This is a genomic window from Nitratireductor sp. ATLC21, assembly GCF_057196525.1.
Genome location: NZ_JBXUOU010000001.1, coordinates 1,519,394 through 1,544,611 on the forward strand (window position 1 = coordinate 1,519,394; position 25,218 = coordinate 1,544,611).

At 61.5% G+C, this 25,218-nt stretch carries 23 protein-coding genes; 3 read left to right on the plus strand and 20 right to left on the minus strand.

Annotated features, from left to right (window positions below):
* Positions 1-97: 97 nt before the first annotated feature.
* From AC2CHD_RS07405 to AC2CHD_RS07420, 4 genes are all read right to left on the minus strand, one after another.
* Positions 98-1,321 carry a glycosyltransferase family protein gene (locus tag AC2CHD_RS07405; RefSeq protein WP_484553117.1) on the minus strand — a complete coding sequence of 408 codons (1,224 nt, stop codon included), beginning with the start codon at positions 1,319-1,321 and terminating at the stop codon, positions 98-100.
* Between the two features lie 14 nt (positions 1,322-1,335).
* Complete coding sequence (locus AC2CHD_RS07410; RefSeq protein WP_484553118.1) at positions 1,336-2,130, minus strand: HAD-IIB family hydrolase; 795 nt, start codon at positions 2,128-2,130, stop codon at positions 1,336-1,338.
* On the minus strand, positions 2,127-3,908 hold the full coding sequence (locus AC2CHD_RS07415) for a sugar phosphorylase (protein ID WP_484553119.1): 1,782 nt from the start codon (positions 3,906-3,908) through the stop codon (positions 2,127-2,129). Before AC2CHD_RS07415 ends, AC2CHD_RS07410 begins: the two co-directional genes overlap by 4 nt.
* A 64-nt stretch (positions 3,909-3,972) precedes the next feature.
* A complete protein-coding gene (locus AC2CHD_RS07420) occupies positions 3,973-4,683 on the minus strand; it encodes a phosphoribosyltransferase (protein WP_484553120.1) in 711 nt (236 codons plus the stop codon).
* 145 nt (positions 4,684-4,828) lie between these two features.
* On the opposite strand from AC2CHD_RS07420, the gene AC2CHD_RS07425 reads away from it, so the two are divergent.
* On the plus strand, positions 4,829-5,998 hold the full coding sequence (locus AC2CHD_RS07425) for a M20 aminoacylase family protein (RefSeq protein ID WP_484553121.1): 1,170 nt from the start codon (positions 4,829-4,831) through the stop codon (positions 5,996-5,998).
* Between the two features lie 149 nt (positions 5,999-6,147).
* On the opposite strand, the gene AC2CHD_RS07430 is transcribed toward AC2CHD_RS07425, so the two are convergent.
* From AC2CHD_RS07430 to AC2CHD_RS07465, 8 genes are all read right to left on the minus strand, one after another.
* On the minus strand, positions 6,148-7,926 hold the full coding sequence (locus tag AC2CHD_RS07430; RefSeq protein ID WP_484553122.1) for an adenine deaminase: 1,779 nt from the start codon (positions 7,924-7,926) through the stop codon (positions 6,148-6,150).
* Complete coding sequence (locus tag AC2CHD_RS07435) at positions 7,923-8,840, minus strand: nucleoside hydrolase (protein ID WP_484553123.1); 918 nt, start codon at positions 8,838-8,840, stop codon at positions 7,923-7,925. The genes AC2CHD_RS07430 and AC2CHD_RS07435 overlap by 4 nt, the downstream gene beginning before the upstream one ends.
* A gap of 16 nt (positions 8,841-8,856) precedes the next feature.
* Positions 8,857-9,882, minus strand: a complete 1,026-nt coding sequence (locus AC2CHD_RS07440) for an ABC transporter ATP-binding protein (RefSeq protein WP_484553124.1) — start codon at positions 9,880-9,882, stop codon at positions 8,857-8,859.
* Positions 9,875-10,654 (minus strand): ABC transporter permease, encoded by a 780-nt coding sequence (locus AC2CHD_RS07445; protein ID WP_007008938.1) that lies wholly within the window; start codon positions 10,652-10,654, stop codon positions 9,875-9,877. The genes AC2CHD_RS07440 and AC2CHD_RS07445 overlap by 8 nt, the downstream gene beginning before the upstream one ends.
* On the minus strand, positions 10,651-11,478 hold the full coding sequence (locus AC2CHD_RS07450; RefSeq protein WP_090328023.1) for an ABC transporter permease: 828 nt from the start codon (positions 11,476-11,478) through the stop codon (positions 10,651-10,653). Before AC2CHD_RS07450 ends, AC2CHD_RS07445 begins: the two co-directional genes overlap by 4 nt.
* Before the next feature lie 73 nt (positions 11,479-11,551).
* On the minus strand, positions 11,552-12,574 hold the full coding sequence (locus AC2CHD_RS07455) for an ABC transporter substrate-binding protein (RefSeq protein ID WP_484553125.1): 1,023 nt from the start codon (positions 12,572-12,574) through the stop codon (positions 11,552-11,554).
* A gap of 33 nt (positions 12,575-12,607) precedes the next feature.
* Positions 12,608-13,687: a LacI family DNA-binding transcriptional regulator gene (locus AC2CHD_RS07460; RefSeq protein WP_484553126.1), complete on the minus strand. Its 1,080-nt coding sequence runs from the start codon at positions 13,685-13,687 to the stop codon at positions 12,608-12,610.
* A gap of 96 nt (positions 13,688-13,783) precedes the next feature.
* On the minus strand, positions 13,784-16,327 hold the full coding sequence (locus AC2CHD_RS07465) for a heavy metal translocating P-type ATPase (RefSeq protein WP_484553127.1): 2,544 nt from the start codon (positions 16,325-16,327) through the stop codon (positions 13,784-13,786).
* Positions 16,328-16,585: 258 nt separating this feature from the next.
* Between AC2CHD_RS07465 and msrB the strand changes: the two genes are divergently transcribed.
* Both msrB and msrA read left to right on the plus strand, forming a co-directional pair.
* The gene (gene msrB, locus AC2CHD_RS07470; RefSeq protein ID WP_484553128.1) at positions 16,586-17,032 is read left to right on the plus strand and encodes a peptide-methionine (R)-S-oxide reductase MsrB; all 447 of its coding nucleotides are present in this window, start codon (positions 16,586-16,588) and stop codon (positions 17,030-17,032) included.
* Entirely contained in the window at positions 17,029-17,535 is a 507-nt protein-coding gene (gene msrA, locus AC2CHD_RS07475; RefSeq protein ID WP_229448247.1) for a peptide-methionine (S)-S-oxide reductase MsrA, read from the plus strand. Before msrB ends, msrA begins: the two co-directional genes overlap by 4 nt.
* Positions 17,536-17,552: 17 nt before the next feature.
* On the opposite strand, the gene AC2CHD_RS07480 is transcribed toward msrA, so the two are convergent.
* From AC2CHD_RS07480 to AC2CHD_RS07515, 8 genes are all read right to left on the minus strand, one after another.
* Positions 17,553-18,866, minus strand: a complete 1,314-nt coding sequence (locus tag AC2CHD_RS07480) for an MFS transporter (RefSeq protein WP_484553129.1) — start codon at positions 18,864-18,866, stop codon at positions 17,553-17,555.
* Positions 18,866-19,147 carry a metal-sensing transcriptional repressor gene (locus AC2CHD_RS07485; protein ID WP_484553130.1) on the minus strand — a complete coding sequence of 94 codons (282 nt, stop codon included), beginning with the start codon at positions 19,145-19,147 and terminating at the stop codon, positions 18,866-18,868. Before AC2CHD_RS07485 ends, AC2CHD_RS07480 begins: the two co-directional genes overlap by 1 nt.
* A gap of 174 nt (positions 19,148-19,321) precedes the next feature.
* A complete protein-coding gene (locus tag AC2CHD_RS07490) occupies positions 19,322-20,923 on the minus strand; it encodes an FGGY-family carbohydrate kinase (protein WP_484553131.1) in 1,602 nt (533 codons plus the stop codon).
* Entirely contained in the window at positions 20,923-21,618 is a 696-nt protein-coding gene (locus AC2CHD_RS07495; RefSeq protein WP_484553132.1) for an HAD family hydrolase, read from the minus strand. The genes AC2CHD_RS07490 and AC2CHD_RS07495 overlap by 1 nt, the downstream gene beginning before the upstream one ends.
* Before the next feature lie 14 nt (positions 21,619-21,632).
* Complete coding sequence (locus AC2CHD_RS07500) at positions 21,633-22,409, minus strand: SDR family NAD(P)-dependent oxidoreductase (RefSeq protein ID WP_484553133.1); 777 nt, start codon at positions 22,407-22,409, stop codon at positions 21,633-21,635.
* A 44-nt stretch (positions 22,410-22,453) separates the two neighbouring features.
* Positions 22,454-23,455, minus strand: coding sequence for an ABC transporter ATP-binding protein (locus tag AC2CHD_RS07505; RefSeq protein WP_484553134.1), 1,002 nt, complete (start codon positions 23,453-23,455; stop codon positions 22,454-22,456).
* Between the two features lie 12 nt (positions 23,456-23,467).
* Positions 23,468-24,298, minus strand: coding sequence for a carbohydrate ABC transporter permease (locus tag AC2CHD_RS07510; RefSeq protein ID WP_484553135.1), 831 nt, complete (start codon positions 24,296-24,298; stop codon positions 23,468-23,470).
* Positions 24,299-24,308: 10 nt separating this feature from the next.
* Complete coding sequence (locus tag AC2CHD_RS07515; RefSeq protein WP_484553136.1) at positions 24,309-25,178, minus strand: carbohydrate ABC transporter permease; 870 nt, start codon at positions 25,176-25,178, stop codon at positions 24,309-24,311.
* Positions 25,179-25,218 lie beyond the last annotated feature (40 nt).

The window sequence follows — 25,218 nt, forward strand, 5'->3', positions numbered from 1 at the left end:
GCGCACGCTTGTTCAAGTGCGCGCTACATCTCGAATGCCGCCACAATACGGCTCGACTACAAATCTGATGACGCTTTGTAATCCCCGGCAAGCGAAGTCATGACGGGCTGCCCGCATTGTCGGCAATGACGCTTTCGCGCAGGAGCCTCAAAACATCCGGATCAGCCGACTGCACACGGCTCCAATTGGCGATGAAAGGGGTTTCCATCGGGTGCTCCAGAAAGGTGTGCCCCGCCTCCACGATATTCGCGGCAAAGAGTTCCACAGCCTTCTCTTCCTTGTGGCGATCCACATGCAGGCCGTTCATGATGGCGTCGTTGTAATAACGCTCGATAAGATCGAGAGCGAGCCGGTAGTAGGTGGCCTTGAGCGTGCGGAAATGCTCCTGGCTGAACACCATGCCGTCGGTCGCGAGTTTGCGGAAAATCGCCTTGGAAATGTCAATCGACATGCGCGAAAGCCCGCGTGCGGCATCTTCTGCCGACAGCGGCTGGTGCTTGTGGTCGTAGCGGTCGCAGATATCCACCTGACAGACCGAGTGACGACCGAGATTGCGCCAGACTTCTGAAAGAACGCCGATCTCCAGCCCCCAGTCGGAGGGAATGCGGATGTCCGGGAGGATGGACGTGCGCATGGCGAACTCGCCCGCCAGCGGATAGCGGAAAGCCTGCAGATATTCGACATAATCGCTGTGGCCGAAGGTGCGCTGCAACGCCTGCAAAATCGGCGCTATCAACAGCCGGCTGACCCGACCGTTCAGTTTCCCATCGGCGATACGGGGATAATATCCCTTGCAGAACTGATAGGGAAAGGAGGGATTTGCCAGCGGGTAGACAAGCCGCATGAGCATTTCGCGCGAATAGGTGGTGATGTCGCAATCATGTAGGGCGACCACGTCGCTATCCTGGCAGGCAATCGTGTAGCCCATGCAATACCAGACATTGCGCCCCTTGCCGGGCTCTTCCGGCGCGAGCCCAAGAGAGGCGAGGCGCTCCTGAACAGCTTTGAGGCGCGGACCGTCGTTCCACAGGATCGAGTGCTTTTGCGGCAAACGGGAGAAATAATCCCGGGCGAAGCGAAATTGCTCTTCGTCTGCCCGGTCCAGACCTATGACGATGTGATTGATGTAATCCACCTGGCAAAGCTCATCGACGATCTTGCCAAGCGCCGGGGCTTCAAGCTCCGAAAACAGCGAGGGCAGGATGAGCGTGATCTTGCGGCGGCCGGCGAAGAGGTTGAGCTGTCGCTCCATCTCTTCGGGTGCAATGGTGCCGAGATTGTGCAGCGTGGCGACGCTGCCGCTCTGCTGGAAATCCGACATGATGTTCCTCCCCGCTATTCGATCTCTTCCAGCACTGCGAGCATCTCTTCGTTCCAGCCTGCAGGCCCCGCAAGACGCGCTCTTCTCAGCACCTGGCTTCCACCACGGGCAATCTTGCCGACCCCCGCATGGGCAGGGTTGGGAATTTCAATCGCGATGTCGACGCTTTCCAACATGTCCCTGTCATTCGGCGCATCACCAAGTGCGATGCTGATCGCTGGCACGCGCTTGTCTTCAAGCCGAGCCAGAAGCTCCCTGACCCTTTGTCCCTTTGTGCCACCAAACGACAGCGTGACGAACCGACCGCCCTTCTGGATGTAAATGCCCTTCCTGCTCAGTGCCTGGCAGAACGCGGCAAACGCCTCTTCCGTTCCGCTCCAGATGCCCGGTTCGGAATATTCCCGCTGCTTGGCCAGTTGCGCGCCCTCCAGGCTCAAGCCCGTGCGCGCGGCCACCTCCTGCTCATCCCAGTCCGAAAAGCCGGAATAGCATCGCCGCAGCTCTGCAGGCAGAGCATCGAGATGGCCGATGAGCTCCTCGTAGCGGCCACCGCTCTCATTTTGACTGCCCCGCGCGGAAGCAAGAATGCCAGCCCCATTTTCCACAATGGCCGGACAGTGGGAAAAATCCAGAGCGCGACGCAGCGGCGCGATTTCGGCAGCCGTTTTGCTGGAAGCAAGAATGAGTGCGCCATAGCGCGCGCGCAACGCCTTTATCGCAGGCAGAGCGGGCGTGAAATCATAGGTCTCGTGATCCAGCAGCGTACCATCCAGGTCGCTGAACACGACGAGGCGCGGCCTGATGATCATGAAACCGTTTGCCGGTTGGAGATCCAGCGAGTCTGATACGGGGCAAAGGCTATCTCACCGGAAAGCTGCGCCACCGGCTCACCCGACAGGAGATCGCACCATGCATCGCCCTCAATCAGATTGAGGGCCATGGAGGGAATGGAGCGCGGCTCTGCCGTGAGATTGGAAACGGCAAAGATGCTTTGCGCCCGATCAAGGCTCTGACGCCAGAAACCGAAAAAGGCCTCGCCGAGCTGAAGCGTGAATTGCGTGGCGTTGGGATGGAAGGCAGGTTGCGCCGAGCGCACGCGCACCATCTCCTTCAGCCGCGAAAGCACACGGGCGGAGAGCGTGTTTGGATCATCAAGCTCCTTGCGCAGCATCGCGTAGTCCAGTCGCTTCCGGTTGATGGCGCGATTGTAGCCCAGCTTTTCGACGCCGTCATAGTCGTTGCGCGTTGCAAGAAGGGAATGAATGTAAAAAGCGGGAATGCCCTCCAACCCCATGACAATGGCCTGGCTGCACAGAAAGCGCTCGACCTGCAGATCGTCGGTCCCTTCATGAGTTCCGGCAAAGGCGTCAAACAGCGCCACATTTAGCTCATAGGGCCTGTCGCCATCCGGGCGAGCATAATAGGAAACCCGGCCGCCAAATCCCTGCACCGTGTCGATGACCTGCAGGATCTCTTCTTCAGGAATGAGACCTTCGGCGGGTCGCAGGCCAATGCCATCATGCGAGGCGGAAAAATTGAAATAGGCACAGCCGAGCTGCGCCGGCGGCATCGCCATCTGCCAGGCGTTGAGATATTTCGACGTGCCGCCCAACAACGCATGGAGAAGAAGTGGCGGCAGCGCGAAATTGTAGATCATGTGCGCTTCGTTGCGATTGCCGAAATAGCTGAGGTTCTCGACATTCGGGACATTGGTCTCGGTGATGAGAACGATCGGCTCTTCGCGATAATCGCACAAGAGCCGGATAAGGCGGATGATCTCATGCGTCTGGCGCAAATGGATGCAGCGTGTGCCGATCTCCTTCCAGAGGAAGGCCACCGCATCGAGGCGAATGGTGCGCACGCCACGCTCGATATGCTCGCGGATAATATCCAGAAACTCAAACAGGACACGCGGATTGGAAAAATCGAAATCCACCTGATCGTGGCTGAACGTGCACCAGACATGTTTGATGCCGTGGTCGGTCTCAAAGGCGCGCAGGAGTGGATGCGTACGGGGTCGCACCACCGCGCTCAGATCATCATCAGGGTTCGCCACCTTGAAGAACCGGTCCCAGGGTTCGTGGCCCTGCAGGAAATCCGAGAACATGCGGCTCTGGCTGGAGCAATGGTTCATCACCAGATCGGACATGAGACGGAAGTGGCCGGCGATGCGCGAAATATCGGCCCAGTCGCCCAACTGGCTGTTCACCTCGCGATAGTCGGTAACGGCGAACCCATCGTCCGAGGTGAACGGAAAGAAGGGCAGAATGTGAATGCCTGTGAAGACGCCCGCCAGATAACGCTCGGAAAAATCGTGCAGCAGATCGAGGGGCTTGTGTTCGCCATCCACCAGCGTGTTGCCATAGGTGATGACGTAGTTGTCCTTTTCGCTCCACAGGGAGTTTGCCGGGACCCTGCCACGTCTGCGCGGTTTTCCCTTCTTTCCGAAGAACGCGGCCAGCACCCGCTCTGCGAGCGCGACGGGGTCCTGGTCAGGATAAATGGAGCCTAGGAGCTGGCTAAGACCATTGTGCAGCCTGACGGGCGTCGTCGCTCGCGCCCTGCGCTCTGCTCCCGTTACCGTCATGTGCCGAACCGGTCATGCTGCATTGCAACATGATGGCGTGCGACGACGACAATGGCAAGGGCCATCAGTTTTCCGGCAGCCACCCGCCTTCGGGCGTCGGCGCCAGTGCCGGCGTTTCGAACACACCGACCACGCGTTCGCAGATGCCTGCGCTTTCAGCCGAAAGCGCCTCGCGCCAGCGAGTCGTCTGGAGCATCGCGGCACCGATGGCGACGGGCTCGATGTTGCACAGTTTGAGGAGTTTCAGACCGGCGAGAATGGAGCTGCCGGTGCTGATGACATCATCCACCAGAAGCACGCGGCGCCCTTCGATGAGCGGCAGCATGCGGGGATCCACATAAAGGCGCTTCTGCTGATCGGGGCTGGTGACGGAGCGCAGCGGAACCGAGCGCTCTTCCTCGTACCAGAACTTGCGCGACGTGCTGAGCGGCACATAGCGGCTGTGGCCCAGCGCGCGGGCGACCTGCGAGGCGAGCGTCAGGCCGAGGGTGGGCAGGCCAACGACGACATCCGGCCTGAAGGCGGACGCCTTTTCAGCCAGCGCCTTCGCCAGCGCGTCGGAGACGGAGAAGCTCGCCTGGTTGACGATGAGCGACGCCAGCGCCCGCTCGCCGCCTGAAAGAACGCGGATCGGGAGGCCGAGCTGACGCCCATCGGGCAGCTCTGCAGGGAAGAAACCCTTGTGGCCGCCGCGCGGGGCGCGCTCGTAGGTTCCTGCCGGTTCGAGCTCCTGCCAAAATGCCTGAGGATCGATCTGGAAATCGGAATGCGTCATTGTCTGCCGAAAGGCCCCGCGTTAAGAATGAGCTGTTTTCACCTGGATTTCTGTTCCCGGACAGAGCGTATATCTCCACGCCGGCCGCCTTGTTGCGGAAGGCACCTTTTATCCGGGCAGACGCATAAATGGAAAGGGCGTATTGATGGCTGTTAACGAGGATGTTCGCGCGGAGATGGATTTTCTCGTCGCATTGCGGCGCGATCTGCACGCACATCCCGAGCTGGGCTTCGAGGAAGAGCGGACCAGCCAGATTGTCGCCGAACATCTGACAGAGACCGGCATGAAGGTGCATCGCGGCCTTGGCGGCACCGGCGTGGTGGGCACGCTGACGGTGGGCAACGGCCCGCGCACCATCGGCCTGCGCGCCGACATGGACGCGCTCGCCATGCCCGAAACCGCCGACCGCCCCTACAAATCGACCGTGCCCGGCAAGATGCATGCCTGCGGACATGACGGACACACGACGCTGCTTCTGGGCGCGGCGCGCGAACTGGCGCGCACGCGCAATTTCTCCGGCACGGTGCACTTCATCTTCCAGCCGGCGGAAGAAGGCCGTGGCGGCGCAAAGCGCATGGTGGAAGACGGCCTGTTCGAGATGTTCCCCTGCGATGCGGTCTATGGCCTGCACAACATGCCCGGCCTCGACACCGACGAGATGGCCGTTGTGGCCGGCCCGCAGCTTGCCTCTTCCGATAGCTGGCAGGTGCGTTTTCGCGGTGTCGGCACCCATGGCGCAAAGCCGCATCTGGGCAAGGACCCGGTGACGGCGGGCGGGCATTTTCTTGCAAGCCTGCAGACGATTGTCGGCCGCGTGGTGGACCCGTTGCAGCCAGCCGTGGTGAGCGCCTGCTCGGTGCAGGCGGGCGACCCCAAGGCGCTGAACGTGATCCCCGATTTCATGGACATTGCAGGAACCGCCCGCGCCTACACGCCGCGTGTGCGCGACCAGCTGGAAGAAGAGATCGGCCGGCTGGCGAATGGCGTTGCTGCGATGTTCGGCATCGAGGCGGAATACCGCTTCATCCGCCGTATTCCCCCCGTGGTGAACAATGCGGATGCGACAGCGCGTGCGCTGGCGGCGGCACAGGCCGTTTGCGGCGACAAGGTGCGCACCGACTTTCCGCCTTCGACGGCGGGCGACGACTTCGCGTTCTTCTCGCAGGACGTGCCGGGGGCCTATGTGTGGCTCGGCAATGGCCCGGCCGTTGATGGCGCGCTGCACCACAACACGGCTTATGACTTCAATGACGGGGCGATCGGCACCGGCGTGAAGTTCTGGACGACGCTGGTGGAGCAGGAACTGGCGGCCTGATTTTGGACGTGGGGCGCTCGCCCCTCATCCGCCTGCCGGCACCTTCTCCCCGCCTGCGGGGAGAAGGAAGAAGTGTCCCCGTCTATGCCCCCTTCTCCCCGTTCACGGGGAGAAGGTGAGGATGAGGGGCGAGCGCCGGCTTCTGAAACCTATCCCAGCACCTCAAGAATTGGCGTTTCCAGAACGGCAGGGCGGGCATTGTCGGCAATGCCGAGATCGGTCTGGTGCGGGCCGGCATTGCAGGCGAGCGTTGCGCCGAAACAGGCCTTGAACACCAGATAGGGCGGCTCCCAGTCGACAATGTCGTCCATGGCGGAGCGCAGGGCCGCAAAGCCCGCCGCCACATCGGCCAGCGGCTCATCGGAGACGAGGCCCGACAGGGGCAGCGCCAGAGAGGCGACGATGCGACCGCCCTGCGCAACGGCCATGCCGCCGCCAGCCTCGATCACCCAGTTGGCCGCTGCCGCCACATCTTCTTCATTGCCGCCGAAGACCGTGACGTTGTGGCTGTCGTGGGAAACCGTGGTGCAGAATGCGCCGCGCCAGGAGCCCCAACCGGTGAGATAGCCCACACGCGGAATGGCCGGCGCGCGGCCATGACGGTGGATGACGCTGATCAGCGTCGCGCCCTCAGGCGGCACGACGAAGCCGTCACGCACCGTTGCTTCCGCCTCGCCCCATTCGGTGAAGCGGGGGCGGTGAATGGTGGCGACGCGCACACGCTCTCCCTCCGCCCGGATGCGGAAATCATCCGGCGTGAAGGTGGGGCACTTGATGGAGCCTTTGAGCTGCGCGGTGGAATGCGCCTTCACCGGGGCCGTCAAAGCGCCATCGCGCGCGACCACGACGCCATTCGCGATGACGGCGGCGGCGCGGAAATTCTCCAGATCGTCAAACAGCGCGATGTCGGCGCGGCGGCCGGCGGCGACGAGGCCGAGATCGGGGCGCGCGAGCCGGTGCGCGGCGTTGAGCGTTGCCGCCTGAATGGCCCAGGGGGCCTGCATGCCGTAGCGCACCAGGCGGCGCACCACATCGTCAAGCCCGCCTTCGTTGAGAAGTGAATCCGGGAAAACGTCGTCGGTGCAGAGCGTGACCATGGAAGGCAGATGCCCGAGCGCGTTCAGCGCCTCGACAAATTCCGGCAGAAGATGATCGTGCGAGCCGCGCATTTCTATGGCGAGGCCGGCGCGCAGCTTGGTCATCAGATCATCGCCGGAGACGAGTTCGTGATCGGAGCTGACGCCGGCGGCCATGAAGGCATTGAGGTCTGCGCCTTTGAGGCTGCGGGCATGGCCGAAGACGGGCTTGCCGCTTTCAAGGCCGGCCTGCACCACATCGCGCATGGGCGCGGTGCGGTCGATGACGCCGCGCATGTTCATGACCTCGGCAACGCCGCCAATGCCGGGACGCGACAGCATGTCGGCAAGCTCGGCTCCACCGAAATCGGCACCGGACATTTCGAGACCCGGGGCTGCCGGAACACAGGACGGCGCGAGCACGATCATGCGCAGCGGCAGATCGGCTGCCGCCTCCAGCGCCCAGGTGACGCCGTCACGCCCGTGCACATTGGCGAATTCGTGCGGATCCCACTGAACGGTGGTGACGCCGCGCGGCAGCACGGCCTCTGCATAAGCGGCAGGCGTGATCATGGAGCTTTCCACATGCATGTGCATGTCGATCAGGCCGGGCGTAACGGTGAGCCCTTCTGCCTCGATGATTTCGGCTGCATCGTCGCGCGCGCCTTGTTCGTGGACGCTGGCGATGAGCGCGCCGACAATGCCGATGTCGGCGGGGCGCAGTTCGCCGGTCACCGCATCAAGCAGCGTGCCGCCGCGAATGAGAAGATCAAACGGCGCATCGCCGCGTGCTGCGGCAACGGCGCGGTCGCGCAGTGTAGGATCGTTCAGGTCGTGGGGTTCAGCGGTCATGAGCGGGCAGCCTCCACGAGGGCGTCAAGCGCCATCGCGCGAACGCGGGCGGCATCGGCGCGCATGCCCCACAGAGCGTTGGGCTTTGCGCGAGGGCGTTGATCGACAATAGTGCGGCCACGCGTGTGCGGGCCGGCAAGCTCCATCGTCACCTCCGCTTCTTCGAAGGTGAAGGCGTCAGGTGCCACGAAGGCAGCGGCGGCGGTGGGATCGTAGAGCGCCATGCCGTTGCGCCCACTATTGAGCGCGATGTCGACATAGGCGCCCAAGAGATCGGCCAGGATCTCGGCCTTCGGCGTGCCGACAGCGCGGACGGTGTCGACATCCTCAGGACCGACCAGCACCTGGCGGCAGAGGTCGAGATCGGCGACGCGCAGCGAAATCCCGCTTGCCAGAACGATGGCGACGGCCTCCGGATCCGCGAAGGCGTTGAACTCGGCGGAGGCCGTGTGGTTGCCACGGGTTGCGCCGCCGCCCATCCATGTCACGCTGTCGATCTTTGAAATGAGGTCCGGGCGGGCGAGCGACAGGATCGCGATGTTGGTAAGCGGCCCGAGCGCCAGAATTTCGCCCGGCGCATCAAGCCCTTCAAGCCATGCGGTCAGGGCCGCAAGCGCATCGGTACGCGGCAACGCCTCGGCTTGAGGAAGGCTGCGCCCACGGGTCGGAATGCCGGTGGGCCCGAGAACATGGGCGGGTGTTTCCACCCCGCCAAGTATTGCGCGTTCCGCGCCGGTGTGGATCGGGAAGCGCCAGCCAAGCAGCGATACGGCTCCGGCGGCATTGGCGCGCACCGCATCCATCGGCGCGTTGCCGAACACCAGCGAGACGCCAGCGACCGGCTTCGACGAGGCGGCGACCATCATCACCGCCAGAATGTCGTCGAAGCCCATATCCGTGTCGATCCAGACCAAGGCGGACACTCCCTTTCTACATGCGTTCGAGAACGGCAGCGCGCTCCGGCGGCAGGTCGAAGGCAACTGTGCTGCCCGGTTCAAAGGCGGGGGCGGATGCATCCATCTCGGCCTTGATGGGGCCGAGCGGGCTCTTCAGAAGGTATTCGCGCGAGCCACCGGCAAAGGCAGCGCCAAGCACCTCGCCTTGAAAGCGCCCCTCCCCGAGGGTGACCATGTGCGGACGCCAGGCAAGCCCCGGCGCATTGACGGCAGACGCACCGGCGAGATCCACTGCGCCGTTGTCTGTAACGATCTTCCCGTCCTTGACGGCAAAGATGTTTTCAAAGCCGACGAAATCGGCAACGAAGCGCGAACGAGGACGGTTGTAGACATCCTCGGGCGAACCGACCTGTTCGATTGCGCCTTCCTTCATGACGACAATGCGGTCGGCCAGCGCCAGCGCCTCGTTCTGGTCATGCGTGACGAAGACCATGGTGACGCCGCTCTCGCGCTGGACGCGCTGCAACTCGGTGCGCATTTCCAGACGCAGGCGCGCATCGAGGTTGGACAGCGGCTCGTCGAGCAGCAGAACCTTGGGCTCCATGACCAGCGAACGGGCAAGCGCCACGCGCTGCTGCTGACCGCCGGAGAGTTCCGCCGGCTTGCGGCTGTGGAATTTTCCGAGCCCGACCATGGCGAGGCCGGCCTCGACCCGCTGGTTGATCTCCACCGTGGGGAGCTTCTTCAGGCGCAGGCCGAAGGCGACGTTCTCGAACACGGTCAGGTGCGGGAACAGCGCGTAGGACTGGAACACCAGACCGACATGACGCTTGTTGGCCGGCACATAGGTGATGTCCGCGCCATCCAGCGTGATCTTGCCGGACGCCGGACGCAGAAGGCCGGTGATGGCGCGCATGGTGGTGGTCTTGCCGCAACCGGAGGGGCCGAGCAGCGCAATCAGCTCGCCCTTGCGGATGGACAGGTTGAGGCTTTCGACCGCAACGGTCTTGCCATAGGCGAGCGTCAGATTGCTCAGATCGAGATAGGTTTCATCAGACATAGCGGGAGAACCCCAGGAAACGTTCCGCGAGGAAAACGATGGAAATGGAGAGGAAGGCGAGCAGCGCGGCGAGAGCGGCCACCGACGGATCATAGGTGATTTCCATGTACCAGATCATGTCGATAGGCAGCGTGCGCACGCCCGGTCCTGAAAGGAAGAGCGACACCGGCACCTGATTGAAGCTGGTGACGAAGCCCAGAATGAAGGCCGCCAGAATGCCGCTCTGGATGTTGGGCAGCACGATCCGGAAGAAGGTCGCGACCCGCGAAGAGCCGAGGATGACCGCAGCCTCCTCGATGTCGCTGCGTAGATTGTCGAGCGAGGCCGAAACCACGCGCACTGCATAGGGCAGGATCAGCGCCGTGTGGGCGATGAACAGCGCCAGACCGACGCTGACATCGAGCGGGATCACCAGATAGCGCAGAAGCGCCAGACCGACGATGATGCCCGGCACGATGATCGGTGCGGAAACGATGGTGCGGATGGTCTCGCCGAACGGCAGACGATAACGCGAGGCGGCATAGGCCACCGGCACGCCAAGCACGAGGGCGGCGAGCGTGCCGAAGATGGCGAGGAACATGGAAAGCGCGAAGCTTGCCCTGAAACTCTCCACCTCGAACACTTTCATCACCCATTTGAGCGACAGGCCCTGCGGCGGGAAGGCGAGCGTTTCGCCGCCAGAAAGGGCCGCCGCGACGATGATGACGAACGGCCCGAGCAGGAAGATGAGGACGAGCGTCAGCGTGACGTAGGACAGAAGGCGGGAGGTCATCGCTTGTTCCTCGCGGTGGCCAGGCGTTTCAGAAGCAGGTTGGCGGAGAAGCTCATGACCATGAGGATCATGGCGATGATGCTTGCCGAGGCGAAATCGTTGGCGACGGTGACGCGCTGATAGAGCAGCGTTTCCAGCATCAGCACCTTGGAGCCGCCGAGAATGGCGGGGGTGATGTAGGCCGTGAGCGAGCCGGTGAAGACCAGCGTGCCGCCGATGACGAGCCCTTCCTTGGTGAGCGGAAGGATGACCTTGACGAAGACCTGCAACCAGTTCGCCCCCAGAACGCGCGCGGCGGGCACGGCATCCTTGGGCATGTTTTCCAGCGCGCTGATGAGCGACAGGATCATGAGCGGCAGGAAGAGCTGCAGAAGACCGATGAAGACGGCCGTTTCGGTGAACAGGAACCGGATGGGCGTGTCGGAAAGACCGAGCCAGACAATGGTCTCGTTGACGAAGCCGGTGCGGCCCAGAATGACGATCCAGGCATAGGTGCGGGCGACGGGCGAAATCATCAACGGCATGACGACGAGGCCGATCATGCGACCGCGCGCGGTGGGCGGCAGCGTGACGATGGAATAGGCCGTGGCATAGCCGATGACCGCCGACACGGCAGTGACGATCGCGCCGAGCTTCAGCGTGCGCCAGAAGACGGTGCGGTTGAGCTCGCTTTCAAAGAAGCCGGCATAGGACGCCAGCGTCCAGCTTCCCTCGGCGCGAAAGCCCTCGGAAAGCAGGATGCCCACGGGAACGAGAAAAACGATCGCCGCGAAGACCGCCGCGGGCAACGCCAGCGCCAGTCCTTCCATCCGATTCTGAAACATGTGTTGGAACCTTGTGTTGGGTTCGGGGGCGGACCCTCCGCCCGCCCCCGAGCCATCGCATCAGCTTAACGGCTTACTGGCCGATCTGAGCATTCCACTCCGAGAGCCAGGTCTCGCGGTTGTCGAGAATGACAGCCGGGTCGAGCAGCTGCAGGCTCTCAACGGTCTCGGCGCCATAGGTGAGGTTTTCGGCGACCTCGTCGGAGACCTTCACTTCCGCGTTGGCAGGGCTGTCCACCAGCGCCTCGGCAAGCTTGGTCTGGATATCGGTGGAGAGCCAGAAATCCATGAACTCATAGGCGAGATCCTCGTTCTTGGCGCCCTTGGTCAGGATCATGACGTTCATGCCGCCAGTCTGGCCTTCCTTCGGGGTGGCCCAGGCCATGTCGAAGCCCATCTTGGAGTATGCGCCCCAGGCGAAACGGCCAATGGGTGCAGCCAGGATCTCTTCCTGCTGCATGAGCTGCGCGACCTGCGAGGAACGCTCGTAGAAGGTGACGATATCGTCCTTGTTCTTGGCGACTTCACCGATTGCCGCTTTCAGGTCTGCCGCATCGTCGCCGATGGCCTTGCCGACCATGTAGAGCGCGGGCGGGCCCTGATTGGTGCTGACATTCGGAAATGCAACGCGGCCCTTCAGCTTGTCCTGGAACAGATCGGCCCAGCTTTCAATCGTCACCTCGTCGGCACGGTAAGCGATCGACGTGGCATAGAAGGTGTAGCCGACACCCATGTTGTCGCCGACCGGATCCTTGGCGATGTCGTAGAGCTTGTCATAGTTCGAAAGGCGGCTGACATCGATGGACTGAGTGATGCCCTTGCGCGCAGCTGAAAGCGCATCATGGGTGGACATAACAGCCATGTCGATTTCCGGATCGTCCTTGCGTGCTTCCAGCTTTGCGAGGCGCTCCACGGAATTGCCGGTCTCCACCACCAGCTCGCAGCCGCACTGGGCCTCGAACGGATCATAGACGATCTCTTTGAAAGCGTCCTGGGCGAAGCCATAGACGGAGATGACGAGCTTTTTATCAGCCGCCTGCGCCGCACCGCTGAGTGCGGCCAGCGCGACGCCTGAAGCCAGGAGTTTCTTGAACATATCTAATTGTTTCCTTCTCTGGTGGTGCTTCTTCTAGACTTGGTCGACGGTGGGTGACGCCGAGCCGCGAAGGCCCGGCGTCCTCTCGTCAGAAGCGGGGAGCCCCAACTTCGGCCCGCTCGACTGACGAATGATGAGTTCCATTGGAATGCAGTTCTGTCCCTGAGATGCCTTCAGTCCGCGCGGAACCGCCCCGGCACCATCCTGTTCGATCTGGGAAATGAGGTCGGCAATGGCGATTTCGGCAATACGTTCCATATCCATGCGCATTGTCGTGAGGCTCGGCGCTATAACGCCGGCCCAGATAAGATCATCGAAACCGGTTACGCTGACATCGCCCGGGATGGAGATACCGCCCTGCTGCAGTTCGGTGATGGCGCGAAGGGCGTGAAGATCCGACACCGCGGCGAAAGCCGTAACACCCTCCTCCACCAGCCGCACGAGACCGAGCGAACAACCGGCCCCATGGCGGCGCTCCATCTCGCCTATCCAGATCAGACGTGTCTCGCCCCTCCCGGCAAAAGCCTCGCGAATGCCACCAATGCGGTCGTTTTGCACATTGGAATCCGAATGGAGACCTATGATCGCGACCGATCGATGGCCAAGGTCAAGCAAATGCCGGCCAATCTCCCGACCGCCATTCCAGTGATCGGCGGCAACGGTGTTGCCCGGCGTGGTGGGGGAATCGATCACCGCAACCGGACGGCCAATATCGCCAATGCGCGTACCATGGCGGGGAACCACAACAATGCCGTCGGCGCCCCGCTCAATCAGCCGGTTGATGGCGCGGGACTGAGCCTCGACATCACCCCGACTGTCGCCGATAAGAACGCCGTAGCCCGCCTCGGACGCCGCGTGCTCGATCGCCTGCGCGAATTGAGGAAAGAGCGGGTGAGCAATGTCGGCCAGAACAAGGCCAAGCACATGGCTGCGTCCGGTGCTGAGCGCCCGGCCTGCGAGGCTCGGCACATAGCCCAGCTCCTTTGCCTTTTCGCGGATCGTCCGGCCGAGTTCCTGCGACACGCGGCCCTTTCCGGACATCGCGTTTGAAACGGTCGCAACCGATACGCCAAGCGCCTTGGCAATATCGGACAGATTGGCGCGAGAAGCCATCAAAGCCCGGTTCAGAAGCAGATTAAACGTTTAACCAATATGCCTTGCTCGAACCAATCTGTCGACTCTGTTTTTTGGTTTCCCCAGAAAGTGCGATCAGGCAGAAGCCTCTGCCGCCCTCGTATTGGCTGCCTTCACAGCCCCCTGCCCGGTGATCCGGGCAGAAAGAGGAGCCTGAAAGCGCTTGAGTCTCAGCGCATTGCCCAGCACGAAGACGCTGGAAAGAGCCATGGCGCCGGCGGCAAGCATGGGCGACAGGAGGGTGCCTGTGGCGGGATAAAGAACACCCGCAGCAACGGGAATGAGACTGACATTGTAGGCGAAGGCCCAGAACAGGTTCTGTCTGATGTTCTTCATGGTTGCCTGTGAAAGCCCGATGGCGTTGGCAACGCCAGTCACATCGCCCGCCATGAGAACCACGTCGGCGCTCTCAATGGCGACATCCGTGCCGGTGCCGATGGCGATGCCGACATCGGCTTCTGCAAGAGCGGGAGCATCGTTGATGCCGTCACCGACGAAAGAGACCGGGCCTGCCTGCTTGCGCAGACGCTTGAGCGCCTCGACCTTGCCCTCTGGCAGCACTTCCGCCTCGACCCGGTCGATGCCCAGCTTTGCGGCAATAGCCTGCGCCGTATGCCGGTTGTCGCCGGTGATCATGGCCACTTCCAGCCCCAACGCGTGAAGAGCGGCAATGGCGCGCGGTGTCGATTCCTTGATTGGGTCGGCGACCGCGATGACAGCCGCGAGCCGACCATCCACCGCCGCGTAAAGCGGTGTCTTGGCATCGGAGGCGAGCGTTTCTGCCGCTGTGGAAGCCTTGCCGATCTCGATGCCCTGCTTATGCATGTAGCGATCGGCGCCGACATGAAGCCTGTGACCACCTACAGTGGCAGCGATGCCAAAGCCCGGAACCGCATCAAACTCGACGACCGTCCTGAGGGCCAGATTGGCTGTTTGCGCAGCCTCCACAACAGCGTCCGCTACCGGATGTTCAGACATGGCTTCCGCAGAAGCGACAAGCGAGAGAACCTCCGCACGGTCAAATCCGTCCTGGACGATGAAATCGGTCAGTGCGGGGCGACCGAGTGTCAGCGTGCCTGTTTTGTCGAACGCGACAACGCTTGTGTTTCGCAGGCTCTGAAGCGCCTCACCATTGCGGAAGAGAACACCGAGCTGTGCGGCACGACCGGTGCCGACCATGATGGAGGTGGGCGTTGCAAGCCCCATCGCGCAGGGGCAGGCAATGATGAGAACCGCCACCGCATTGACCAGTGCGAATGCCAATGCGGGATTGGGGCCAAACAGGAGCCAGATGATGAATGTGAGCGCTGCAACGATCATGACGGCGGGAACGAACCAGGCCGTGACCCGGTCAACGACCGCCTGGATGGGCAGTTTGGCGCCTTGCGCGTTTTCGACCATGCGGATGATCTGCGCCAGAACCGTGTCGGAGCCGACCTTGGTGGCGCGGTAGACGAAGCTGCCGGTCTTGTTGATCGTGCCGCCAATGACCTCGTCACCTTCGGACTTGGAGACCGGGACGGGCTCACCGGAGATCATCGCTTCATCCACATAGGAAGAGCCGCTTTCGACCAGACCGTCGACCGGCACCTTGTCGCCGGGACGCACCTGAAGCCGGTCGCCGACAACCACCTCTTCAAGCGGCACCTCGACAAAATTGCCATCCCTTTCAACTCGGGCGCTTTTGGCGCGCAGGCCCATCAACCGCTTGATGGCTTCGCCCGTGCGGCCCTTGGCACGCGCTTCCAGAAGTCGCCCAAGCAGGATGAGCGTAACGATGACGGCGGATGCCTCGAAATAGACGTTGACCGTGCCGGACGGGAGAACGCCGGGCGCAAAGGTAGCCACGACCGAATAGGCCCAGGCTGCGGTGGAACCGAGCATGACGAGCGAGTTCATGTCCGGCGCAAAGCGCATCAGCGCCGGAAATCCCTTGCGATAAAAGCGCAGGCCCGGCCCGAACTGCACGATGGTCGCCAGAACGAAGTAAACGATGTAGAGCGTGCTGCGGTCGGCGATGCCCATGAGCCAGGCATGCATGCCCGGGATGAAATGGCTGCCCATCTCGAGAATGAAGATTGGCAGGGTGAAGATTGCCGCCAGCGTGAAATCGCGCTTGAGCGAGCGCAGCTCCGTGGCCTTTGCCTTCTCATGCGCATCGCTCGCGGCAGCGCCCTCGGAGCGCAGAACCGGCGTGTAGCCGGATTTGCGGATCGCCTCTTCCACCCCGCTGCGCGCTTCATCACTCATGAGATCGATGGACGCGCTTTCGGTGGCAAGGTTCACCGCGACTTTTGACACTCCGGGCACAGCGGCAATGGCCTGCTCCACGCGCCGCACGCAGGATGCACAGGTCATGCCCTCAATGCCGATATCGAGATGGCTGGCCGGAACGCCGTAACCGGCACGCTCCACCGCATTGACGACGCTGGAAAAATCAACGCCGGGCTGAAGTGAAACCTCGGCGGTCTCGGTGGCCAGATTGACCGAGGCGCTCGTCACGCCATCGACTTCTGCCATAGCGTTTTCGGCGCGCCTTACACAGGAAGCACAGCTCAGCCCCTCGATGCGGAACCGTTTTACAATGACCGGAGAGCCGCCGGCGGAAAGGGTATTCATCGTTTTCACCCTGAATGACTATTGTTCAGGATTGCGCTTCTAAACCTTCCAGTCAATGGAAGGTCAAGCAGGAAAATTCACGAGCCTTTCCGACGTTTCCTGCAGAGCCTCAGCCACATTGTCGTTTGCCCCTGAGGATCACACGAATATGATTGGGATTGCACAGGTGCGATACCTACATCAGGCTCTGCGGGCATGGGGCACTTCACCAATGCCCGATCTTGATGGAGACGAACAATCAGGAAGCCGGAGCTGCGAATGAGTTACAAGAAGACTGAAGAAGCCTTGGCCCGCCTCACCCCCGAGCAGTACTACGTGACGCAGCAAAGCGGAACGGAACGTCCGGGCACGGGCGAATATCTTCACAACAAGGAACCCGGAATCTATGTCGATATCGTTTCCGGCGAACCGCTTTTCGCCAGCAGCGACAAATATGAATCCGGCTGCGGCTGGCCCAGTTTCACAAAGCCCATCGTACCGGCCAATGTCCAGGAAAGACGCGATGTGTCCCATGGGATGATCCGCACGGAGGTGCGCTCGGCCCATGGCGACAGCCACCTCGGCCATGTCTTCGAAGATGGGCCTATGGATCGCGGCGGCCTGCGCTATTGCATCAACTCGGCCGCCCTTCGCTTCATCCATCGCGACGCGATGGAAGCGGAAGGTTATGGTGCCTATCTCGACCAGGTGGAGGACGTGACATGACTGAACGTGCCGTACTGGCCGGAGGCTGCTTCTGGGGCATGCAGGATCTCATCCGCAAACTGCCCGGCGTGATCAGCACACGCGTGGGCTACACCGGGGGCGATGTGCCGAATGCGACCTATCGCAATCACGGCACCCACGCAGAAGGCATCGAGATCATCTTCGACCCGGAAAAGATGAGCTATCGGCGCCTGCTGGAGTTTTTCTTCCAGATCCACGACCCGACGACGGTGAACCGGCAGGGCAACGATGTCGGCATGTCGTATCGTTCGGCAATCTATTATGTGACGGATGAACAAAAACGCATCGCCGAGGACACGATTGCCGACGTCAACGCCTCAGGTCTCTGGCCGGGCAAGGTCGTGACCGAAGTGGAACCCGCAGGCGATTTCTGGGAAGCCGAACCGGAGCACCAGGATTACCTGGAGCGGTACCCGAACGGGTATACATGTCATTTCCCCCGCCCGGGCTGGGTACTGCCCAAACGCGACGCAGCCGAGTGAGCATCATCTCTTCCTGATCAACGCTCACGCGGCCATGCGACATGGATGTCGTCAATGACATAGACATGGGCGTGACGGCGCCCATGTCCACCTTCAGCAAGATGAGGGTGGTCCTCCGGAAGGTCGTCATGGCTGTGTTCGACAATCTCCGGATCGTCGGCCGGCCAGATGGCGAGGACGGCCCCTATGGCGACCGCGGCCAGCGCTGAGAGGATGATCGACGTGGCGGGCAGGCCGAGAGCCGCGCCCGCCCAACCGGCAAGCGGATAGGCGATCAGCCAACAAGCATGAGAGAGGGCAAACTGCGCGGCGAAGAGTGCCGGGCGGTCCTCCGAATTGGCCGAGCGCCTGAGCAGTCTGCCCGACGGCGTCTGCGCCGTTGAATATCCAACACCAAGCACGAACCATAAAGCCAGCAACCATCCAAAGCCGGGCAGCGCCGCCGCAGCCAGCGTACCGGCCACCAGAAGAGACGCCCCGGCCAGCATCACCGTGCGGTCCGATGCGGTTTCCAGCAGTTTGGGCAAACTGAGCGCGGCCACCATCGACCCGCCACCGAATGCCGCGAGCGCCAGCGCAGTCGCCTGATTGTCGAGGGCGAAGACACCTTGCACATAGACAACCGTGTTGACGATCACCAGAGCCCCCGCCGAAGCGACGGCCAGGTTGAGCGCCAACAGCCCCCGCAGACGTGGCGTTGCAAGGTAGATGCGAATGCCGCGCGTGGTCCGATCATAGATGCCGCGTGGTTTCGCCGGTTTCGGGCTGGGCAAGGCCACCGACATCACGAGCGCCGCCGAGGCGAGAAACCCGATCACGGTTCCGGCAAACAGGTTGTGAAAAGAGACAAAGGAAAGCAGGGCGGCCGCCAGCATCGGACTCACGACACTTTCAAGATCGTAGGCCAGACGCGAAAGGGAAAGCGCCCGCGTATAGTCTCTCTCATCCGGCAGGATATCGGGAATCGTAGCCTGAAAAGTGGGCGTAAAGCCCGCTGAGGCGGATTGCAGCATGAAGATCAGGACGTAAACCTGCCAGACTTCCGTGACGAAGGGCAGGAATATTGCGACACCGGCGCGCACCAGATCGAGTGTCACCAGCATTGCGCGGCGCGGCACTCTTTCTGCGAAGGCGGAGGCAAGCGGCGCAACGCCGACATAAGCGATCATCTTGATGGCGAGCGCCGTTCCCAACACCGCGCCTGCATTGTCGCCAGCCAAATCGAAAGCAAGCAGCCCCAGAGCCACGGTCGCAAGCCCTGTGCCGATCAACGCGATCACCTGCGCGCCGAACAGATGGCGATAGGTTCGATTCTTCAGGATCGCCAGCATCACAAATACTTCGCTATTTCCCTGAATTCATCGAGCGCCTGTCGCCGCTCACGCGCGAGCGGCCCGACCACATCTTCAAGACAATGATCAAGATGATCCTGGATAAACGTCTTCTTGGCCTGCGCAATGGCCCGTTCGACCGCATGGAGCTGCTGGGCAATGTCGAGGCAGGGTCTGCCGGACTCGATCATTTCGATGACCCCGCGCAAATGCCCCTCGGCGCGTTTGAGCCGCTTGACGATTTGAGGGTGTGTTTCGTGAAGATGGGGTTCCGTGGACATTGATAAATGCTATCCCCCTGTAGGGGATATGACAAGGCGTTTTGACGCTGGATTGGCGATCCGTGGCGAGCACATCACAAGCCAGTCAGTCGTGATGGCCAGTGCATCCCTCAGCGATCCAAACCTCTCCCCCGAATTGTGTTTCCCTAGAGAAGCGGGACAGGAGATTGCGCCTCAGGTGCCGGTTCGCCCTGAGGCAATGGCGTCCAGCGCTCTGCGCTGACGATGCATTTCCAGAAAGACGCGATAGTCACGATCGAAACGTTCCCGAGCAACGGGGTCCGGTCTCCGCGCCCTGCCCTTCTGCGCCATGCTTACACAGGCATCTGTCAGACTGTCGTGGAGCCCTGCAGCCGTAGCCGCCACCATCCCGGTCCCCAGAAGCATGGCATCCTCGGCGCCCGGCTCTTCAACCGTGCAACCGGCAGCGTCCGCATACAGCTCCATCAACAACGGATTTTTCGTATGGCCGCCGGTTACATGAAGCGTGTCAATTGCATAGCCCTTGTCATTCAGCGCATCGAGAATGTGACGAATGCCGAACGCAATGGCCACCGCGGTTCGCCAATAGAGCCGGCAGAGACTGTCGAAAGAGGCATCCAGGGTCAGCCCCGATATGACCCCGACAGCATGGGGATCGGCCAGCGGCGAGCGGTTTCCATGAAAATCAGGCAGAACGTGCAGCCGGGCAGCGAGATCGTATCCTTCTACGGCCCGCAATTCATTGACACGGTCGCAGATGCGCTTGTGCATCTGCGCATCCGGTTCTCCGCCCGCAGCATGCCAGCGGATGATGTGATCAAGCAATGCGCCTGAAACGGACTGGCCGCCTTCAGCGAGCCAGCATCCTGGCAATGCGGCACCAAGATAGGGACCCCACACCCCAGGTACGGGACGGGCCTCACGCGAAAAGGCCATGACGCAGCTCGAGGTCCCCGCGATCAAAGCCATATGCCGATCGATGCTGCCGGCGTCACCGGCGAACCCGCCAAGCACGCCGAGAGCTCCGCCATGGGCGTCGATCAGCCCGGCTCCAACCCTGCACTGTTCCGTGAGACCAAGCGCATCCGCCGCGTCTGGGGTCAGTGGTCCTAGATCCAGACCGATGGGGCTCGCCTCCCCCGGCAATTGCCCGCGTTCAAGCATGTCCGGGATACCGACCATCTCGAAAAAATCGCTCTGCCAGCCGGAGTTTTCATGTGCGAGATAGGTCCACTTGCAGGTCAGTGTACATTGCGAACGCGCGAGCGAACCCGATGCTTTCCAGGTCAGGAAATCGGCCAGATCGAAAAAATGACCGGCAGCGTTCCAACATTGCGGCAGATTGCGCTTTAGCCACATCAGCTTTGGCGTCTGCATCTCCGGCGACATGACGCCGCCGATGTAATCCAGCACGCGGTGACCGGTTTGCGTACATTCATCGGCTTCGGCAAGCGCACGATGGTCGAGCCAGACGATCGTGTCCCAACCCGGCTCTCCATCCGGTGAAACGCTTACCTGACCACCATCACGATCCCGCACAACCAAGGAACAGGTGGCATCGAAGCTGATACCGACAACGTCCTGAGGCGCCACCCCTGCCCGCTCAACCGCTGTCCGTACCGAGGCACACACCGCCTGCCAGATGTTTTCCGAATCCTGCTCTGCGAAATCTGCTGCAGGCCGGTTCATCCGGATCGGCGTCTCGGCTCGTCCTAAAAGCTGGCCTTCACGATCAAGCACACCGGCGCGGGCGCTGCCTGTGCCCACGTCAACCGCCACCACAAAATTGCGCATCAATTCTCTCTCTGGATGTCCTCCAACCGGACCAGAAGCTCCGGAAGCAGCTGCATCCTGTCAAAAATCAGGTCCGGTTCCAAGCGTTTCAGGATGGCACGGTGTGCTTTTGACCCAGCGTGGGATGCACCTGAAAAACACAGGACCCGCATACCGGCCCGATGCGCAGCTTCGATCCCCGCTGGGCTGTCTTCCACAACGACGCAGCGGGCGGGCTCGATGCCCATCGAGCGGGCGGCAAAGAGAAAAAGATCGGGAGCCGGCTTGCCGTTCGGCACCATCGTCGCGCTGAACACATTCGGTTCGAAACGATCAAGAAGCCCCGTCACCCCGAGCGACACACGGATACGCTCCGGCTGGCTGGAAGACGCAACACAATATGGCCGGCCGAGACCGTCGAGCGCCTCCTGGATCCCGCTGACCGCCTGCAACTCGTTCCGGAAGGTTGCGTAGAGGTTCTCACGCATGCGTGAAAGGGCGGCCTCATCGAGATCCACGCCGAAATCGGCGCTGAGCAGCGATCTGATCGTGGTCAATGAGCGCCCAAGAAACAGTTCATAAGCTGTCTCCGGATCGATATGCACACCATATTCCGCAACCGCATCCAACAGCACCCGCATGGAAAGCGGCTCACTGTCCACGAGCACGCCGTCGCAATCGAAGATCACAAGCGCAATATCATGCTTCGTTGTCACCTGGCTCACATCCTTCACCAGCAGGAATAACCGCCATCCGCCATGACGATCGAGCCAGTCATGAGGCTGGACGCATCGGAAGCAAGGAACTGAACCACAGAGGCGATCTCGTCGGGTTGCCCGACACGCCCCATGGGGGTCATCTCGAGCCAGGTGGCATACATTTCAGGATTTTCCTGAATGCCGAAAGCCGTGAGCGGTGTCTCGATATAGGTTGGAGCGACCGCATTGACGCGAACCCCGCGCCGTCCCCATTCGGCGGCGAGCGACCTGGTCAGCTGGTGCACCGCCGCCTTGGAGGCATTGTAGAATGCCTGGGGCTGAGGCTTGTTGACGATCACGCCGGACATGGAACCGATGTTGACGACTGAACCGCTGCCGCGTTCCAGCATCTTGCGACCGAAAGCTCGGCAGCACCAGAACAGCCCGTCGAGATTGACGTCCATATGAAAGCGCCAGTGTTCGTCGCTGGTGTCTTCAGCCGGCACATCGCTCTGCGCCACGCCTGCATTGTTGACGAGAATGTCGATCCGCCCATGACGTTCCGCAATCGCATTTGCGGCGGCATTGACCTGGTCCGACTTGGTCACGTCCAGCACGATGCTCTCTGCCGAATGGCCCAGCTTTTTCAAGGCTTCGACGCTCGCTTCCCCCAGATCGGCTTTCAGGTCCGCTACAACCACATGGGCGCCGGCTTCGCCGAGCGCACGGGCGCATGCGGCACCGATACCCTGCCCCGCACCAGTGACCACCGCGACGCGTCCATCGAGCCTGAGTTTTTCCAGATACATCTCAAAACACCTTCTTCATTCTGCTTACCCTGTGTGCCGGTCCATCAATTCAGGGCGTTGCCGGCGCCGTCGAAACGATGCAGGCGCTCTGAGGATGGGGTGAGATAGACAGTCTCACCGTGACGCAATGCAAACTCACCGTCGGCGCGCGCTGTGACCTGGCCGATCCCCTCGATGTCGACATGGAGAAACGTGTCGGAGCCGAGGTGCTCAGCCACGCCGACCTTGCCCTTCCAATGGCCGCTTTCGGTGGAAAGCTGGAGGTGCTCAGGGCGCACACCGATTGTCGCCGCTCCCATCTTCTCCGCCTCGACCCCCTTGACGAAATTCATCCGCGGCGAGCCGATGAAACCCGCAACAAAGAGGTTTCGCGGACTGCGATAAAGCTCCAGAGGTGAGCCGACCTGTTCGATACGCCCCGCGTTCAGCACCACAATCTTGTCGGCCATCGTCATGGCCTCCACCTGATCATGGGTGACATAGATCATTGTGGTGTTGAGCTGATGATGAAGCTCGCTGATCTCGAGCCGCATGGAGCCGCGCAGTGCTGCATCGAGGTTCGACAACGGCTCATCGAAGAGAAACGCCTTTGGCTCGCGCACGATCGCCCGGCCGATTGCCACACGCTGGCGCTGGCCGCCGGAAAGTTGGCCGGGACGACGGTCGAGATAATCCGTCAGATTGAGAATGCGCGCGGCGTTGCGCACCTTCTCGTCGATCACCGCCTTGTCCGCTCCTGCCATTTTCAGCGGGAAGGCGATGTTCTTGTAAACGCTCATATGCGGATAGAGCGCATAGGACTGGAAGACCATGGACAAGCCACGCTTTGCCGGAGCGCGAGCCGTCATATCTTCACCGTCAATCAGGATCCGGCCGCTTGTCGTGTCTTCCAGGCCCGCAATCAGGCGCAACAGTGTGGATTTGCCGCAGCCTGACGGACCGACGAACACGACAAACTCATTGTCGGCAATTTCCAGTTCGATCTCGGGAATGACGACGGTCGAGCCAAAGGCCTTGTGCACCTTTTCGAGACGGATTTCCCCCATGATTGTCGTTCCTTATTTGACGGCGCCGAAAGTGAGGCCACGCACGAGCTGACGTTGCGAGAACCAGCCCATGATGAGGATCGGGGCGATGGCGAGTGTCGATGCGGCGGAGAGCTTTGCCCAGAACAGCCCCTCCGGGCTGGAATAGGAAGCGATGAAGGCCGTGAGCGGCGCTGCCTTGGCTGCGGTGAGGTTGAGCGTCCAGAAGGCCTCGTTCCAGGCGAGAATGATGTTGAGAAGCAAGGTGGAGGCGATGCCCGGGACCGCCATCGGCGTCAGCACATAGACGATTTCCTTGGCGAGCGAGGCGCCGTCCATACGGGCAGCTTCCAGGATGTCTCCGGGGATCTCACGGAAATAGGTGTAGAGCATCCACACGATGATCGGCAGGTTCGCCATGGTAAGGACGAGCACCAGACCGATGCGCGTGTCGAGCAGCCCCGCATCGCGAAACAGAAGGTAGATCGGCACCAGAACACCGACTGCCGGCAGCATCTTTGTGGACAGCATCCACAGGAGCACGTCCTTGGTTCGCTTTGTCGGAGCGAAGGCCATGGCCCACGCTGCCGGGATGGCGATGAGGAGGCCGAGCAGGGTCGAACCAAGCGAGATCACCACCGAGTTCATGAAATGCTTCAGGTAGTCGGACCGACTGTTGACCTCGACATAGTTCTCCGCTGTCCACTCGAAGAACAGGAATTGTGGGGGCGTTGCGATCGCAGCACCCTCGGACTTGAAGCTGGTCAACACCGTCCAGAGGATTGGAAAGAAGATCACGAAGCCAACGAGCCAGCCTATGACTGTGAAGGTGAGACGGGTGCGGGTGGAAACGGCGCGGGCCATCGGGTCTCTCCTACTCCAGGTTCTTGCCAATGAGGCGGACGAGGAAAATGGCAACGATGTTCGCCAGCACCACCGCAACGATGCCGCCGGCGGAGGCGCCACCCACGTCGAACTGCAACAGCGCCTGCACATAGACCAGATAGGTCACCGTGGTTGTTTGCACGCCCGGCCCGCCATTGGTGGTCACGAGGATTTCCGCGAACACAGAGAGCAGGAAGATGGTCTCGATGAGCACCACCACGGTGATCGCTCGCGCCATGTGCGGCAGCACGATATAGACAAAACGCGAGAGCGCACCTGCGCCATCCATTTCCGCGGCTTCCTTCTGTTCCGTATCGAGCGACTGGAGAGCCGTCAGCAGGATGAGCGTTGCGAAGGGTAGCCACTGCCAGGAAACGATCATGACAATCGAAAAGAGCGGTGCCTCGCCGAACCAGTCGACAGGCTGAAGGCCAAATGTGCGCGCGATCCAGGCAAACAGCCCGTTCACCGGGTGCATGAGCATGTTCTTCCAGACCAGAGCCGAGACGGTTGGCATGACGAAGAACGGGGCGATGACCATCAGGCGCACTATGCCCTGCCCGAAGAACGGCTGGTCGAGCAAAAGCGCCATCAGAATGCCACCACCGACGCTGATGAGAAGCACACCCCCCACCAGAAGCAGCGTGTTCAGCAGGCCTGTGATGAAGGCGGGATCCGTGAGGAAAAACCGGTAGTTGAGAAAACCTGCCCACTCCTCCATGCCCGGCATCAAGAGGTTGTAGCGCAGCATCGAGAAGTAGAGCGTCATGGCCAGCGGCACAGCCATCCACAAAAGGAGCAGAACGACTGCGGGCGTCATCATCAGCCGGGCGCTGGCGCGGGTCTGTAGCGTGGCCATGAGCCTGCCTCTTCAAACCGAATGTTGACCGATAGGCGAG

What these genes read in the sequence shown, in the direction of transcription:
- AC2CHD_RS07510 (WP_484553135.1), bottom strand. Translation starts at nt 24,298, where the DNA reads ATGGCCCGCGCCGTTTCCACCCGCACCCGTCTCACCTTCACAGTCATA.
- AC2CHD_RS07410 (WP_484553118.1), bottom strand. Translation starts at nt 2,130, where the DNA reads ATGATCATCAGGCCGCGCCTCGTCGTGTTCAGCGACCTGGATGGTACG.
- msrA (WP_229448247.1), top strand. Translation starts at nt 17,029, where the DNA reads ATGACTGAACGTGCCGTACTGGCCGGAGGCTGCTTCTGGGGCATGCAG.
- msrB (WP_484553128.1), top strand. Translation starts at nt 16,586, where the DNA reads ATGAGTTACAAGAAGACTGAAGAAGCCTTGGCCCGCCTCACCCCCGAG.
- AC2CHD_RS07440 (WP_484553124.1), bottom strand. Translation starts at nt 9,882, where the DNA reads ATGTCTGATGAAACCTATCTCGATCTGAGCAATCTGACGCTCGCCTAT.
- AC2CHD_RS07420 (WP_484553120.1), bottom strand. Translation starts at nt 4,683, where the DNA reads ATGACGCATTCCGATTTCCAGATCGATCCTCAGGCATTTTGGCAGGAG.
- AC2CHD_RS07430 (WP_484553122.1), bottom strand. Translation starts at nt 7,926, where the DNA reads ATGACCGCTGAACCCCACGACCTGAACGATCCTACACTGCGCGACCGC.
- AC2CHD_RS07405 (WP_484553117.1), bottom strand. Translation starts at nt 1,321, where the DNA reads ATGTCGGATTTCCAGCAGAGCGGCAGCGTCGCCACGCTGCACAATCTC.
- AC2CHD_RS07460 (WP_484553126.1), bottom strand. Translation starts at nt 13,687, where the DNA reads ATGGCTTCTCGCGCCAATCTGTCCGATATTGCCAAGGCGCTTGGCGTA.
- AC2CHD_RS07455 (WP_484553125.1), bottom strand. Translation starts at nt 12,574, where the DNA reads ATGTTCAAGAAACTCCTGGCTTCAGGCGTCGCGCTGGCCGCACTCAGC.
- AC2CHD_RS07500 (WP_484553133.1), bottom strand. Translation starts at nt 22,409, where the DNA reads ATGTATCTGGAAAAACTCAGGCTCGATGGACGCGTCGCGGTGGTCACT.
- AC2CHD_RS07465 (WP_484553127.1), bottom strand. Translation starts at nt 16,327, where the DNA reads ATGAATACCCTTTCCGCCGGCGGCTCTCCGGTCATTGTAAAACGGTTC.
- AC2CHD_RS07485 (WP_484553130.1), bottom strand. Translation starts at nt 19,147, where the DNA reads ATGTCCACGGAACCCCATCTTCACGAAACACACCCTCAAATCGTCAAG.
- AC2CHD_RS07445 (WP_007008938.1), bottom strand. Translation starts at nt 10,654, where the DNA reads ATGACCTCCCGCCTTCTGTCCTACGTCACGCTGACGCTCGTCCTCATC.
- AC2CHD_RS07480 (WP_484553129.1), bottom strand. Translation starts at nt 18,866, where the DNA reads ATGCTGGCGATCCTGAAGAATCGAACCTATCGCCATCTGTTCGGCGCG.
- AC2CHD_RS07415 (WP_484553119.1), bottom strand. Translation starts at nt 3,908, where the DNA reads ATGACGGTAACGGGAGCAGAGCGCAGGGCGCGAGCGACGACGCCCGTC.
- AC2CHD_RS07490 (WP_484553131.1), bottom strand. Translation starts at nt 20,923, where the DNA reads ATGCGCAATTTTGTGGTGGCGGTTGACGTGGGCACAGGCAGCGCCCGC.
- AC2CHD_RS07450 (WP_090328023.1), bottom strand. Translation starts at nt 11,478, where the DNA reads ATGTTTCAGAATCGGATGGAAGGACTGGCGCTGGCGTTGCCCGCGGCG.
- AC2CHD_RS07515 (WP_484553136.1), bottom strand. Translation starts at nt 25,178, where the DNA reads ATGGCCACGCTACAGACCCGCGCCAGCGCCCGGCTGATGATGACGCCC.
- AC2CHD_RS07505 (WP_484553134.1), bottom strand. Translation starts at nt 23,455, where the DNA reads ATGGGGGAAATCCGTCTCGAAAAGGTGCACAAGGCCTTTGGCTCGACC.
- AC2CHD_RS07425 (WP_484553121.1), top strand. Translation starts at nt 4,829, where the DNA reads ATGGCTGTTAACGAGGATGTTCGCGCGGAGATGGATTTTCTCGTCGCA.